General features: G+C 65.0%; 14 protein-coding genes. 8 read left to right on the forward strand and 6 right to left on the reverse strand.

Going from position 1 to position 12,361, the window contains the following annotated elements; genetic code table 11:
* Positions 1-157 precede the first annotated feature (157 nt).
* From JMY29_RS00595 to JMY29_RS00605, 3 genes are read left to right on the forward strand one after another with little or no spacing between them, the layout of a single operon-like run.
* On the forward strand, positions 158-1,093 hold the full coding sequence (locus JMY29_RS00595) for a hypothetical protein (protein WP_189076518.1): 936 nt from the start codon (positions 158-160) through the stop codon (positions 1,091-1,093).
* A complete protein-coding gene (locus JMY29_RS00600; protein WP_018778355.1) occupies positions 1,090-1,521 on the forward strand; it encodes a phage holin family protein in 432 nt (143 codons plus the stop codon). The genes JMY29_RS00595 and JMY29_RS00600 overlap by 4 nt, the downstream gene beginning before the upstream one ends.
* Complete coding sequence (locus JMY29_RS00605; RefSeq protein WP_018778354.1) at positions 1,518-2,093, forward strand: DUF3618 domain-containing protein; 576 nt, start codon at positions 1,518-1,520, stop codon at positions 2,091-2,093. The genes JMY29_RS00600 and JMY29_RS00605 overlap by 4 nt, the downstream gene beginning before the upstream one ends.
* Before the next feature lie 81 nt (positions 2,094-2,174).
* Here JMY29_RS00605 and JMY29_RS00610 read toward each other — a convergent pair whose 3' ends face one another.
* From JMY29_RS00610 to JMY29_RS00635, 6 genes are all read right to left on the reverse strand, one after another.
* Positions 2,175-2,642: a hypothetical protein gene (locus JMY29_RS00610; RefSeq protein ID WP_237567104.1), complete on the reverse strand. Its 468-nt coding sequence runs from the start codon at positions 2,640-2,642 to the stop codon at positions 2,175-2,177.
* Between the two features lie 93 nt (positions 2,643-2,735).
* On the reverse strand, positions 2,736-3,386 hold the full coding sequence (locus JMY29_RS00615; protein WP_229778662.1) for a hypothetical protein: 651 nt from the start codon (positions 3,384-3,386) through the stop codon (positions 2,736-2,738).
* Positions 3,358-3,993 (reverse strand): hypothetical protein, encoded by a 636-nt coding sequence (locus JMY29_RS00620; RefSeq protein WP_189076519.1) that lies wholly within the window; start codon positions 3,991-3,993, stop codon positions 3,358-3,360. Before JMY29_RS00620 ends, JMY29_RS00615 begins: the two co-directional genes overlap by 29 nt.
* 46 nt (positions 3,994-4,039) lie before the next feature.
* Complete coding sequence (locus JMY29_RS00625) at positions 4,040-4,846, reverse strand: hypothetical protein (RefSeq protein WP_189076520.1); 807 nt, start codon at positions 4,844-4,846, stop codon at positions 4,040-4,042.
* On the reverse strand, positions 4,843-5,856 hold the full coding sequence (locus tag JMY29_RS00630) for a hypothetical protein (RefSeq protein ID WP_189076521.1): 1,014 nt from the start codon (positions 5,854-5,856) through the stop codon (positions 4,843-4,845). The genes JMY29_RS00625 and JMY29_RS00630 overlap by 4 nt, the downstream gene beginning before the upstream one ends.
* A gap of 220 nt (positions 5,857-6,076) precedes the next feature.
* Positions 6,077-6,568, reverse strand: coding sequence for an inorganic diphosphatase (locus JMY29_RS00635; protein WP_039239147.1), 492 nt, complete (start codon positions 6,566-6,568; stop codon positions 6,077-6,079).
* A gap of 212 nt (positions 6,569-6,780) precedes the next feature.
* Between JMY29_RS00635 and dacB the strand changes: the two genes are divergently transcribed.
* From dacB to JMY29_RS00660, 5 genes are all read left to right on the forward strand, one after another.
* Positions 6,781-8,226, forward strand: coding sequence for a D-alanyl-D-alanine carboxypeptidase/D-alanyl-D-alanine endopeptidase (dacB, locus tag JMY29_RS00640; RefSeq protein WP_189076530.1), 1,446 nt, complete (start codon positions 6,781-6,783; stop codon positions 8,224-8,226).
* Positions 8,227-8,287: 61 nt separating this feature from the next.
* Positions 8,288-9,409: a zinc-dependent metalloprotease gene (locus JMY29_RS00645; RefSeq protein WP_189076522.1), complete on the forward strand. Its 1,122-nt coding sequence runs from the start codon at positions 8,288-8,290 to the stop codon at positions 9,407-9,409.
* A 110-nt stretch (positions 9,410-9,519) separates the two neighbouring features.
* Positions 9,520-10,590: a tRNA lysidine(34) synthetase TilS gene (gene tilS, locus JMY29_RS00650; RefSeq protein WP_189076531.1), complete on the forward strand. Its 1,071-nt coding sequence runs from the start codon at positions 9,520-9,522 to the stop codon at positions 10,588-10,590.
* A gap of 31 nt (positions 10,591-10,621) precedes the next feature.
* Positions 10,622-11,173 (forward strand): hypoxanthine phosphoribosyltransferase, encoded by a 552-nt coding sequence (gene hpt, locus JMY29_RS00655; RefSeq protein ID WP_011772910.1) that lies wholly within the window; start codon positions 10,622-10,624, stop codon positions 11,171-11,173.
* 171 nt (positions 11,174-11,344) lie between these two features.
* Complete coding sequence (locus JMY29_RS00660; RefSeq protein WP_189076523.1) at positions 11,345-12,190, forward strand: hypothetical protein; 846 nt, start codon at positions 11,345-11,347, stop codon at positions 12,188-12,190.
* Positions 12,191-12,361: the final 171 nt, after the last annotated feature.

Raw genomic sequence — 12,361 nt, forward strand, 5'->3', positions numbered from 1 at the left:
CTGGTGTCGAGCGGAAAGCGCTGAACGTGAGCGGAACCATGATTACTGGATTCATGTGATTAGAACCACGGCATCCGGGTACACATCCATTGATAGTAACGATGCTTACTATTCCGGCTGCTGTCCGCAGCCTGCCAACTGTGGAAAGAGAGCAACAATGACTGAGCGCCAATCGCCGCAGGACGGAAGCTTCGCGGCGCCGAGAGGCGGAGCCCACGCAGGGACCGAGCCTTTTTCCGGAAGCTACCTGGACTCGCCGGACGTTGAAACCGATGCCACGCTAACAACTGGTTCCGCAGGTTCCGGTACCGGATCTGCGGATTCCGGCACCGTTGAAACTGCCAAGCAAGAGGCCGCGGGTGTGGCCGGAGCCGTCGGTGACGCGGCCAGCGGAGTGGTGGACACCGCCAAAACCGAGGCCGGCCACGTAGCCCGTGAGGTCAAGGTGAACGCCCGCCAGCTGCTCACCCAGACCAAGGGTGAGCTTGCCGACCAGGCCCAGGTCCAGCAGCAGCGCGTTGCCGAAGGGCTGCGCTCCATATCTGACGAACTGTCGACCATGGCAAATTCCACCCAGGACGGCGGCGTTGCCACGGATCTCGTCCAACAGGCTGCCCAGCGGTCTTCATCCGTTGCGCAGTGGCTGGAAGGCCGCGATCCCGGTTCGCTGCTCGACGAGGTCAAGGGCTTTGCCCGCCGCAAGCCAGGGACGTTCCTCCTGTTGGCCGCCGGAGCCGGTGTCCTTGCAGGTCGACTGGGCCGCGGCATGGCCGGTAACGCCTCCGACGCCGCCTCGGCGCAAAGCACGACGCCGGCAACCACCCCCGGCGCGGAGTACTACCCCTCTTCCGGCGGAGCGGTAACGCCTCCGGCCGTGGATCTGCCCGGACCGCAGGCAACCACTGCAGGATACGGCTCGGCAACCACCGTGGGAACTCCCGGAACGCCTGGGTACGACGCCGGAACCACCGGAAGCTTCGAAGGCTCCACGCTCCCGTACCCGGAGACCGAAGCCGGTGGGATCAAGGCCCAGGGCGATCCGCTCGCGGGCCCGCTTGATCCGGACAACCCCCAGTACGGAGGTAACCGATGAGCAGTCCCACCGATTTGCCCCCCACCGCGGCCCACGAGAAGGCGGAAAACCTGCCACTCGGCGAGCTGCTGGGCGACCTGACGCGTGACGTTTCGACGTTGATGCGCCAGGAAGTGGAGCTGGCCAAGGTGGAACTCAAGGAGTCCGCCACCAAGGCAGGGAAGGGCGCCGGACTGCTGGGCGGAGCTGCCTACGCCGGCCACATCACGGTGCTGTTCCTGTCCATAGCGCTCTGGTGGGCCTTGGGCCAGCTCGTTGGACTCGGGTGGTCCGCCGTCATCGTCGCGGTCATCTGGGGAATCGTCGCTGCGGTCCTGGCGGTCAAGGGCCGCAAGGAACTGAACACCATCAAAGGCATGCCCCGGACCGCTGAGACGGTCAAGGAAATACCACCCGCTTTGAAACCCAACACTGAGGAGACACGATGACGCAGAACCCCGACGCCCTGCGCGCGGACATTGAAGAAACGCGCCGCCGGCTCAGCACCAACGTTGATGCCGTGGCTGACAAAGTCACGCCGTCACACATCGTCAACCGCCGGGTGGACAAGATCAAGACAGCTGTTTTCGGCGCCCGCGACGACGTCCAGGACCGGGCAAGCACCGCCGCCCACCAAGCACAGGACACTGTGTCCGGAGTGGTTTCGGATATCGGCGATGCCCCGCAGGCCATCACCCGCAAAGCCCAGGGCAGCCCTGTCGCCGCAGGGCTGATTGCTTTCGGCGCCGGCCTTCTGGTCTCCTCGCTGTTCCCCGCCTCTGAAAAGGAGCGCGAAGCAGCGCAGGCAGTCAAGGAAGCAGCCCAGCCGCTCACCGATGAGCTGAGCCACGCGGCACAGGAAGTCGCGGAGCACCTTCGCGAGCCCGCCCAAGACGCCATGCAGAACGTCAAGGACAGCGCCACGGAAGCTGCTGCCAACGTCAAGGATGAAGGCCAGGCCGCGGCCGCCGACGTCCAGGACCGGGCAGAGACAGCCAAGGACAACGTCAGCAACCAGTAAGCCGGCCTGCCAACCCGGGAAGGGGACAGCAAACGCCGCAGTGCATCCTCATTGCGACGTAAGTTGTCCCCTTTCCGGGTGTCAGCGCACTTCGAGGATCATTTGCAGCAGCCGCGCAGCAGCCGGGCGTGCTGCGTGCTCTTCGGCCCATTGCGCGCGGGCCAGTGCCTTGCTCACAGCCTGCGTAGTGATGCCCAGTTCCTGGGCAACGGCTTTTTGCTGGCCCCGGACTCCGGGCGTCAGCAGGTCCAGCACCCGCCACTCCGCAGCGCTGCGGTGTTGAACAATATGGCCAAGAAGCCGCAGTACGGCTTCTGCTTCGGAAGCCAGGGCGGCCAGAGGGCCGTCCACCGCGACGGGTATCCGCTCCTTGCTGGACCGCAGCCTGTCCACGGCCTGGTGGCTGGATTCCACGATGCCCTGCACCTCATCCTCAACCGAGCGGTCGAAATCCAGGCGGGCAGGAATGTGCCGCAGGTCCTTGAGCAACTGCGGCACAAGATCGCCGTCGCGGCGGCTGTCGCGCTGGTTGATGGTGAGAGTGAACATAGTGGATCACATGCTACCGGCTGGTAGCAGCTCTGCAAGGGCACAATTCCCCTGTTACTTGCTTCGTGACGGGCTCCGCGAACTTCCGGCGGCTCAGTCCAGGGCGGTGGGTCCAGTCAGTACGACGGCGGGCAGCGCACCTGCCGCTGGACGGCCGGCGCCGGGTGTGTCGGAGTCCCGCATGGCTCCTTGGATGGCCTTCACCAGCGGGGCCGGATCCTCGTTCGCGGCGAAGACCCAGAACGTATCGCGGGCCCGGAACACTACTGCGTTCCTGCCGCCCGCACCCAGCGAGACCTTGTTCCTTGCCACCAGGCGCCTGTCCGGATCAGTGTTGTCGGCGGTAGTCACGGCCTTGAGCGTCCCGGGCGCGATCGCGTTCCAAGGAAACACCAGAAGGGTGCTCTTTTGCGAGTACTTGGCCACGATTCCCCCGTCAAAGACCAGGAGTTTCCGGAAACTGCCCAGCAGGGTCATGGACCACAGCACCAAACCGGTGAGGGCGCTGGCGGCAATGAAGAGCAGGGGCTCACCGAAATGTCCGGCCTCCCGGGTGGAGCGGAGCGGGCTGACGAACTCGGCGATGGTTCCAAAGAGGAAGCCAACCAGCAGGCAGAGAATCAGCGCCTTCCAGTAGATGCGCCGCGAAGAAGCGACATACCGGAGTCGCCCCAGCCCGGGTCCAAGCCGGCGCTCAACACGTCGTACCAGCCAGTTACGGCCGCGCATCCGGGCGCTGGCCATAGAGGTTGGGCAGGTTTTGCTGTTGTGCCGAGGCCGCTTGCTCCGCGGCAACGGCTTTGGGATCCGGGACCGGCTGCTGGCCTTTGGCGATGCCGGAGCGCCGGTCCATGGCAGCAAACTTGGGATCCCAGGTGTCATCTCCGCCGCCGCTCAATGCAGCAGCGATAACCATCACCACGAAGAAGGGGAAGAACGACCAGCAGATGGCGCGCCATCCGCCCAACCAGGCGCCCGCCGTCGTGCCGTTCTTGATCCGCACCGAGCGCATGCCTGCAGCGGCGTCACCGACGCTGCCCACAGTTCCCCAGATCATGCCGTAGATGAACAGACCCACGAACCACAGGACGACGTAGAGGGTCAGCCAGAAGCCGTCATTGAACCCGAGCGTCGAGCCGCTGTTCATCATGGACTCACGGACCACTGCGGCGATGGCTGCCAGGAGGATGTAGCCCACCAGGAACACGACCGCATCCAGCACGCGGCCCCAAAAGTGGGCTGCTCCGGATGCCTTGACGAAGTAGGCGCCCGTGTCGGGGTGGCGGCGTACGGCACGTCCGGTGAGGGGGTCCACCATGCCGGTTGCGGTTGTGGGCTTCGTAGCGCTCATGAGGGGCTTTCGGTTCGACGGCGGGTTGCGGCTTGGTTGCGGGAGATCAGGCCAGCCCGGCAAGTCCGCCCAGGACGCGGGCCAGGGACGGGGCCGATGTTTCCTTCAGTTCGAAGGAAACGCCCTCGCCCTGCTCCGGAAGGCCGGGTTCCTGCGAGCCCTCCACGCGAGGCGTCAGGACGTGGACGCCGGACGGGCCGGTGTAAACGGTGACGGTAGGAAATTCATTGGTGTCGGAGTTGAACGCAACAACGTTGCTTGCGGCCTGCGTATCGGCCAGGGCCGTGGCGGCATGGGCTTCGAACTGGGCTTCCGTGTACACCGCAGGGTCCGAGTCGCGGGCGGCGGCGTGCTCGGGATCCACGAATTCGGCGAGGCGCGGTACCAGTTGGTCCCGGGTGATAACGGTGAAGCCGTGAAGGCCGCCTTCGTCCACTTCCTCCAGCAGGACGCCTTCGTCATGGACGTAGCCGTAGAGCCAGCGCTTGCCGGTGGAGACGGTCCGTTCAACGGAAACAACGTTGCTGCCGCTGCGGCGAAGGGTCAGGGCGCCGGTGATTTCCTCCGTGGCGTGCAAACGGGAGGGTTCCGTTTCGCCTTCAAAGATCACCGGGTATACGAGTTCCTTGGCGAGCAGCCCGCGCAAGGCCACGGCGCACATGATGTCCTTGTTGGCGTCCTGGGCTGAAAGCCACGGCAATGCCACCAGTTGCTCGTGCTGGACGCCGTCCAGTGCCACGACTTCCTCATCGGTCAGCGTGGGCAGGGGCGCTCCGATGGCGCTGGCTGATGCCAGGATCTTGGCTGCGGCCTGGACATCCCGTTCGGTCCAATTCATGGTGCTCGTTGTCATCCGAATATCCCTCCGACAAAGTTTCCGACCGACTTGGCGGCATTACTGACTCCGTCTGCCACCTTACTGCCTACATCCTTGGCGAAATTGCCCACTTCCTTGGCGCCGTCGGCAATGTAACTGCCGGGGTTGCGGGCAAAGTTGGAGATGGAATCCCAATTGTCAGCCACCAGGTTGCCCAGCGCCCACGCTCCGGCAACCAGCCCGGCACCGATGACGATCGGCGCACCGATGGGACCCAGAAGGGCCGCGCCGCCGGCCGTCATGAGCATGATGCTGCCCACGCCGCCCACCACGGACAGCCCGCCGGCAACCCTGTCGCCGGTTCCGCGCCAACCGTCGTGCTGGGGGCTGATCATGTCGCTGATGCCGCCCACGATGTTCAGTGGTGCAGCGACAGCCCCGGCGATCCGGAGCCCCTTGGAGAACTTGCTCGCCTCCTGGAATGCCGTGCTGTACGGGATGTTGGCTTTGAGGTCGGTGATGACGTCCGTGACCTTTTCGCCGTTGCGCAGCGCGGTGATGCCGTCCCGCAGCACGCTGCCACCGGCGCGCCAGTTGGTCAGGATCTCTTTGGTCTGCCCGTACCGCAGGTGCCGGGGGATGACGTTTCCGGCGGCGTCCGGCTTGACCGGAAGGAGGTACTTGAAGGCCGTCCACAGCGGTGCAGCCACACCTTTGGCGCCCATGGCGGTGTCGTAGACATCCTTGAGGACGCCCACCGACGTGCCCGAGCCGTCATTGTGGCTGGCGAATTCCTGCTGGTTGGCGTGCTTCTTCAGCTGGCTCGCGTTTTGCCGGAGCATGTTGGCGGCCTTGACCAGGCTCTGCCGGTGCTGGCTGTTCCAGTCACCCTTGAAGACAGTGGCGTCGCGGCCTTGCCAGGCTGTCGTGGAATTGATCGCGTTGGACAGTTGCGTGCTTTGCAGGCTGATGGCGTCGGCGGCTTTGCCCATCACACCCGCCAGACTGCGAAGCTGCGCGATATCCGCGCCGTAAAACCCAGCCATATGGAACCCCCTGTGTGCAAGCATCGAAAAGTCTCGTCCCAGCCTAGGGGGCCGGCCAAGCTCCCGCGATGGGTAGTCATGCCCATCAAAGCAACGCGGGGTCACTTATGGCCCATGTTCGACTCCCGAATGGGCCATAAGTGACCCCGCGTTGCTTTAAAAGCACGACGGCGGTTGGTGGGGTTCCAGGGAACCCCGCCAGCCGCCGTCGTGGTCTGCGTTAGTGGCCTGCGGCCGGAACGTAGCGCTTGATGGAGGCTTCCAGCTCGGCTTCGGCGGCGGCGCGGTCGCCCCAACCCTCGGCCTTGACCCACTTGCCGGGCTCCAGGTCCTTGTAACGGGTGAAGAAGTGCTCGATTTCCTTGATCAGGAATTCGCTGACGTCGCTGACTTCCTGGATGTGGTCGAAGCGTGCGTCAACGGGAACGCAAAGGACCTTGGCATCTCCGCCGCCGTCGTCGGTCATGTTGAAGACGCCGATGGGGCGGGATTCAACGATGACGCCCGGGTGGAGGTCGAAGTCCTGCAGGAGCACCAGTGCGTCCAGAGGGTCGCCGTCTTCGCCCAGGGTGTTCTCGAAGAAACCGTAGTGCGTGGGGTACTGCATGGAGGTGAACAGGACGCGGTCCAGGCGGACACGGCCGGTTTCGTGGTCAACTTCGTACTTGACGCGCGATCCCTTGGGGATCTCGATGGTCACGTCGTGCTTCATGGAATGCTCCTTGACGGGTGAGGGTGGGGCGTTGCTCCGCCGAAGCGGCCGCCACGGGTGACGGTGCCTCAGGCAGGCTGCTTAGCCCGGGGCTGGCGGCAGGCAAAAGTACAGCCGGTGCCGCCGACTACTATTGAGGATATAGCGAGAGGCCCGGGTTTCTTGAACCGGCGGGGACATTTCAGGACTGACAGGACCAAGCAACTTCCATGATGGGCGTTAAAAACGGGGGTTCCCGGAAGAGGGTGCCCACGGCGTGGGGGCGCTTGATGTGGCCGGTGCTGTTGGCAGTTGTCCTGCTCTGTGTCGGCGCCGTCGTGGTGTCCGGAATGGCGCCCGGGTTGTTCAGTGTTCCCCGGCCTTCGCCGTCGATCCCCGCATGGCAGCAGCAACCCAGGCAACTGTCCGGCTCCAGCGCGCTGCTGCCCCTGGATGACAAAGCGCCCGTCCCCCTGCCGTCCGAAGTGTCCCGGCTCCTGGACGGGACCCTGAAACCAGATGGCGCGGGCAACATCAGCGGCATGGTCATCGACGCCATCACGGGGAAGGTCCTGTTCGACCGCGACGCCAACGCCAACAGGATCCCGGCGTCCAACATGAAATTGTTGACCGCCGTCGCCGCCCTGAAGGCACTCGGGCCTGACGCGCGGTTCACCACCAAGGTTCTCGGATCCGACAATCCCTCCACAGTGGTCCTGACCGGCGGCGGGGACGTGCTGCTGGGTGCGTCCGCTTCCGACCCTTCCGCCATTCTTGGACGTGCCGGCCTGGCTTCCCTGGCCGCGGACACTGCGGCAGCCCTGGCCGCAGCGGGCGTGCAGGGCCCCATCACGGTGAAGGTGGACGACTCCCTCTTCACCGGACCGGCCCTGAACCCGGCCTGGAGCCTCGACGACGTGGCGGCCGGCGAAACCGCTCCCTTGTATTCCCTCGCGCTGAACTCCGGACGCTATTCACCCGGCGTTCAAACAGGTCCCAGGCCCCAGGACTCTGCCATGACCACCGCCCAGGCTTTCGCGGAGCAGTTGGCGGCGGCCGGCGTCGTGGTGAGTCCCGGCGTCGAACGCGCCAAAGGCCTCCCCACCAAAGTCCTGGCCACCGCTGAATCCGCCACGGTCAGCGAGCAAGTGGACCTGATGCTGGAGACCTCCGATAACTTCCTGGCCGAGGCCCTGGGGCGGATGACCGCTGCCGCCAGCGGCAAGGAAACCACCTACGACGCCGCCACTGCAGCCGTGCGGCAAAGGCTGGGGGAGTTGGGTATCGCCACGGACTCAATGCAGCTGGCCGACGTTTCGGGACTGGCGTTGGAGAACCAGGTCAGTGCCCGGCAGTTCGCCGAGGTCGTCCGGGCCATCACCAGTGGTCCGGATCCTGCGCTTCGTTCAGCCCTGGACGGTTTTCCCGTTGCGGGACTCACCGGCACCCTCAACGACAGGTACGGCGACGCCAGCACCGCCGGGGGAGCGGGACTGGTCCGCGCCAAGACCGGAACCCTCAACACCGTCATCGCCCTGAGCGGTTATGTGGTGGATGCGGACGGACGGCTCCTGGTGTTCTCCTTCATAGGCAACGGACTGGACCCCGGTGCGGCCGGCAACAAAGTGGCCATGGACCGATCCGCGTCCGTACTGGCCTCCTGCGGCTGCCGGGGCTGAAAGCTCCGCGTCCAGCGAACTTAAGGGTTCACTGTCAGCCACGTGTGGTGTGATGGACCGTATGGTGTCATCTGCCCGCGAATCGTCAGCAGGGGCCCAGTCCCTGATCAATTGGGATCTGGCCGCCGCTACGGCTGCCCGGCTTGCCCCCTCCGGCCCTGAGCTCAGCGCCGGGGAAATCGGCAAGGCGGTAGAGAACCTGCGCTTCAATGCGGATATCTCCGTGCCCCACGTGCACGACATCACAGGCCTGGACGCCGCGCGGGACCTGCGCGATTCCCATGTCCTGGTGGTGGACCGGGCCTCGTGGTCCAAGGCCAATACCCAGAGTTTCTCGGTGATGCTCCAGCCTGCGCTGAAGAAGATGCTGGAAAGCCGCAGCGGGGTTGCCATGACACCGGCGGCAGCTGCAACCAGCGGGGCCATCACCGGAACCCAGCTCGGCGCCGTACTGGCCTTCCTCTCCAGCAAAGTGCTCGGCCAGTATGATCCCTTCGCTGCCCTGGCACCCGATTCCACTGTGCCCCCGGGCGGCCGCCTCCTGCTTGTGGCGCCGAACATCATCTCCGTGGAACGCGAACTCAACGTCCACCCGGACGACTTCCGCCTCTGGGTGTGCCTCCACGAGCAAACGCACCGCGTCCAGTTCGCGGCCGCACCCTGGCTCAGGCACCACATGCTCGACGAAATCGAGAAACTCAGCGGCAACCTCCTGGGCAACATGGACTCCCTCGTTGAACGGGCCGGCGCAGTGGCCAAGTCCCTCCGGGACCGCAATCCCACAGAGAAGACACCGGGCCGTGGTGCCATCCTGGACCTCCTGCAGAATCCCGAAGAAAAAGCGTCCCTCTCCCACATCACCGCTGTCATGAGCCTCCTCGAGGGCCACGCCAACGTCGTGATGGATGCCGTCGATTCCAGCATCGTCCCCTCCGTGAAGACCATCCGCCAGCGCTTCAACGACCGCGGCAAGGACCGGGGCGTTGTGGAGAAGTTCATCCGCAACCTCCTCGGCCTGGATGCCAAGATGCGCCAGTACACCGACGGCGCCAAATTCGTCCGCGAAGTCGTTGCCGTGGCCGGGATGGAAGGCTTCAACAGCGTCTGGGAATCCGCCGAGTACCTGCCCACCGAAGAAGAAATCCATAACTCCCGGCTGTGGCTAGAGCGGATGGGCCTTTGAGCCTTCCGGCCGGTTCCGGTGCTGGTTCAGGTTCCGGTGCGGGTTCAGCAGGCAAAGGACGACGCCGGCCCGGACGATTGGCGCCAGTCGTCGGCAAGGCACGGAAACAGTTGCAGAACGCCCTCGCCGCTGCCGGGTACCCCGCGCGGGTGCTCGTGGCCTGCAGCGGAGGTCCGGATTCCCTGGCGCTCGCAGCCATTGCAGCCCATTTCGGCAGGCGCGGCCACGTGGATGGAAATCCGGTGTCCGTTGCCGCCGTCGTGGTTGACCATCAACTGCAGGACGGATCGGCGGAAGTAGCTGCCAGGACCGCATCTGTCTTGCGCGAGCTGGGGCTTTCTCCCGTGGAAGTGCGGACAGTGGACGTCGCAGCAACCGGGTATGGCCCCGAGGCCGCAGCGCGGGACGCCCGGCATGCGGCCCTTGAATCCGCCGCCGATGACCTGGGGTGTGATGCGATCCTGCTCGGCCATACCTTGGATGACCAGGCTGAACAGGTGCTCCTGGGCCTGGCCCGGGGTTCCGGGACACGCTCCTTGGCGGGCATGCGCCCTGCCCGCGGCCGGCTTCTCCGCCCATTCCTCGGTCTCCGCCGCCAGGAAACAGTGGAGATCTGCGACGTCGAGGAACTGGACCCCTGGCACGATCCGAGCAACGCCGATCCCGCCTTCGCCCGCTCCAGGACACGCGTGGAAGTCATGCCGGTCCTCGAAGAAAAGCTTGGGCCCGGGGTGGCTGAATCCCTGGCCCGGACTGCGGCGATCCTTCAGCAGGATGCGGATTTCCTCGAGGATTTGGCCAACGAGACCTATCTCTCACTCGTCCATCGTGAGGATGGGGGCGTCTGGCTGCCGGAGGATACCGTCCGCGGACTTGCACCGGCGCTAAGGTTCCGGGTCATCGCCAAGGCTGCAGCCGACGTCGGGGGTCAACAACCCGGGTACGGTCGGCTTCAAGCCGCGGAAGCCCTGCTGCGCAGGCAGGGGTCGGCCGGGCCCGTGCAGCTTCCCGGCCACGTCAGCGTTTCACGTCTGTCCCTCAGCGATCTGGCGCAGGAAAGGACTGTTTCCGCAGGCGCTCCGCCGGCGGATGCGACCGGTGATTCGGCCAACGCCGGTCCCCGCGAAGCCGCGCGCTGTGGGAAGCTAGTATTCCGGCATCAGAAACCGTCCCAGCAGTAGCCGCACCCGAGCATCAAAACAGGAGCCATTGGTGGATTCAAACGACGTCCAGGCAGATCTCAAGCACGTTCTTTACACCAAAGAGCAGATCCAAACGCGTATCGCGGAACTCGCAGCGCAGATCGACAAGGACTACGAAGGCCGCGACATCCTCATTGTCGGGGTCCTCAAGGGTGCGGTCATGGTCATGGCTGACCTTGCCCGCGCACTGCACAGCCACGTCAGCATGGACTGGATGGCTGTCTCGTCCTATGGCTCCGGCACCCAGTCCTCCGGCGTCGTCCGGATCCTCAAGGACCTCGACACCGACCTCATGGGCAAAGACGTGCTCATTGTTGAGGACATCATCGATTCCGGCCTCACTCTTTCCTGGCTGAAGTCGAACCTCGAATCCCGCGGTACCGCCAGCGTCGAGATCTGCACCGCTTTCCGGAAGCCGACCGCCGCCAAGGTGGAAATCGACGTCAAGTACGTCGGCTACGACATTCCCAACGAGTTCGTTGTCGGCTACGGCCTGGACTACGCCGAGAAGTACCGCAACCTCGACTTCGTGGGCACCCTGGCCCCGCACGTTTACGAGTAACCACCCGGTTCCCGCTTCGCCGCGCCACTTTCCGCCAAAGGCACCTGCAACCTGGTGCTTTTGGCGGAAGGGGCGCGGCGTTGCTGTTTAAAGGGTGCGAATGGCCTGGGTGGTTGATCTTTGGCTTGGCCGGGCCTGCCGCCTCTCCGCTTGCCGGGGCTAAACTGAACCATGACCGGTGCTTCTGCCCGTCTTCTGACTTGGCTTGCCGTCATGGCGACGCTCCTCACGGCCTGCACTCCCGCCGTCGACCTCCCCGGGACCGATGCCGGCCAGCCGGTCGCGACCTCTTCCGCCGTGCCGACTGCGAGCGAAACCGCCGCGGTCCCGTCTACGAACACCCAACCTCCCGCTCCGGCTGTGGCTCCAATCCCAGCTGCGCCTCCCGTCCCGGCGGCGCCTCCGGCGATTCCCCAGCCGTTCGCGTTCAACCTGTACCAGGCGGGTGACTTCGTTCCGCAGTACACCTTCGATTGGTGCGTTGCGGCGAGCGTGCAGATGGCCCACAACCTCATTGACGACACCGGCGGGGCTTCCTGGACCGACTCTGCGCAGCAGGGTCAGCTGTGGGAGATGGCAAGGGCCAGATCATCCGATTCGTTCAACGGTGCCAACCCGTTCGGTTGGGCGCAGGTGCTGACCGAATCCGGCATGGGGCCGTACACGGTGGTGAGCGTCGCGGATTATGGCGGCGCCCTGCAAACGGCTGCGCGCGCCATGGCGGGTACCGGGCGACCGGTTGGCCTGGTCATGTGGAGCGGCCGCCACGCGTGGGTCATGAGCGGATTCGAATCGATGGGCGATCCCGCCCTGTTCCCGGACTTCAAGATAACGGGGATTCACGTCATGGATCCGCTGTACCCATATGGCAGCGGGCAGTGGGGGCCATCGCCCGAGCCCAACAGCCTGCTCAGTCCGGAGCAGCTGGCCACGCAGTTCGTGGTCCGGGAGCCCCGACGCTGGAGCAGCGGACTCCCGACCGGCTACTTGCTGGTGCTCCCCGTCGCTGCGGCCTGAACGAACCAGCAACAAACCCTGTCCACTCGAGCCCACCGCGAGTATCCTGTGTACGCCCAGAGGGAACTTTTGGACTTTCCAGTGCGTGAATTACTGGGAACGGTGTATAGCTTGAAACCGAAGCAGCACCACTCGCGCGCAGAAGTTGCGCCTTGCAGCACTACCAGGAGG

The sequence above is a fragment of the Paenarthrobacter nicotinovorans genome, assembly GCF_021919345.1.
Lineage (GTDB): Bacteria > Actinomycetota > Actinomycetes > Actinomycetales > Micrococcaceae > Arthrobacter > Arthrobacter nicotinovorans.

Coding starts and splice junctions, on each gene's coding strand:
- JMY29_RS00595 (WP_189076518.1), top strand. CDS start 158: ATGACTGAGCGCCAATCGCCGCAGGACGGAAGCTTCGCGGCGCCGAGA.
- JMY29_RS00600 (WP_018778355.1), top strand. CDS start 1,090: ATGAGCAGTCCCACCGATTTGCCCCCCACCGCGGCCCACGAGAAGGCG.
- JMY29_RS00605 (WP_018778354.1), top strand. CDS start 1,518: ATGACGCAGAACCCCGACGCCCTGCGCGCGGACATTGAAGAAACGCGC.
- JMY29_RS00610 (WP_237567104.1), bottom strand. CDS start 2,642: ATGTTCACTCTCACCATCAACCAGCGCGACAGCCGCCGCGACGGCGAT.
- JMY29_RS00615 (WP_229778662.1), bottom strand. CDS start 3,386: ATGGCCAGCGCCCGGATGCGCGGCCGTAACTGGCTGGTACGACGTGTT.
- JMY29_RS00620 (WP_189076519.1), bottom strand. CDS start 3,993: ATGAGCGCTACGAAGCCCACAACCGCAACCGGCATGGTGGACCCCCTC.
- JMY29_RS00625 (WP_189076520.1), bottom strand. CDS start 4,846: ATGACAACGAGCACCATGAATTGGACCGAACGGGATGTCCAGGCCGCA.
- JMY29_RS00630 (WP_189076521.1), bottom strand. CDS start 5,856: ATGGCTGGGTTTTACGGCGCGGATATCGCGCAGCTTCGCAGTCTGGCG.
- JMY29_RS00635 (WP_039239147.1), bottom strand. CDS start 6,568: ATGAAGCACGACGTGACCATCGAGATCCCCAAGGGATCGCGCGTCAAG.
- dacB (WP_189076530.1), top strand. CDS start 6,781: ATGGGCGTTAAAAACGGGGGTTCCCGGAAGAGGGTGCCCACGGCGTGG.
- JMY29_RS00645 (WP_189076522.1), top strand. CDS start 8,288: ATGGTGTCATCTGCCCGCGAATCGTCAGCAGGGGCCCAGTCCCTGATC.
- JMY29_RS00660 (WP_189076523.1), top strand. CDS start 11,345: ATGACCGGTGCTTCTGCCCGTCTTCTGACTTGGCTTGCCGTCATGGCG.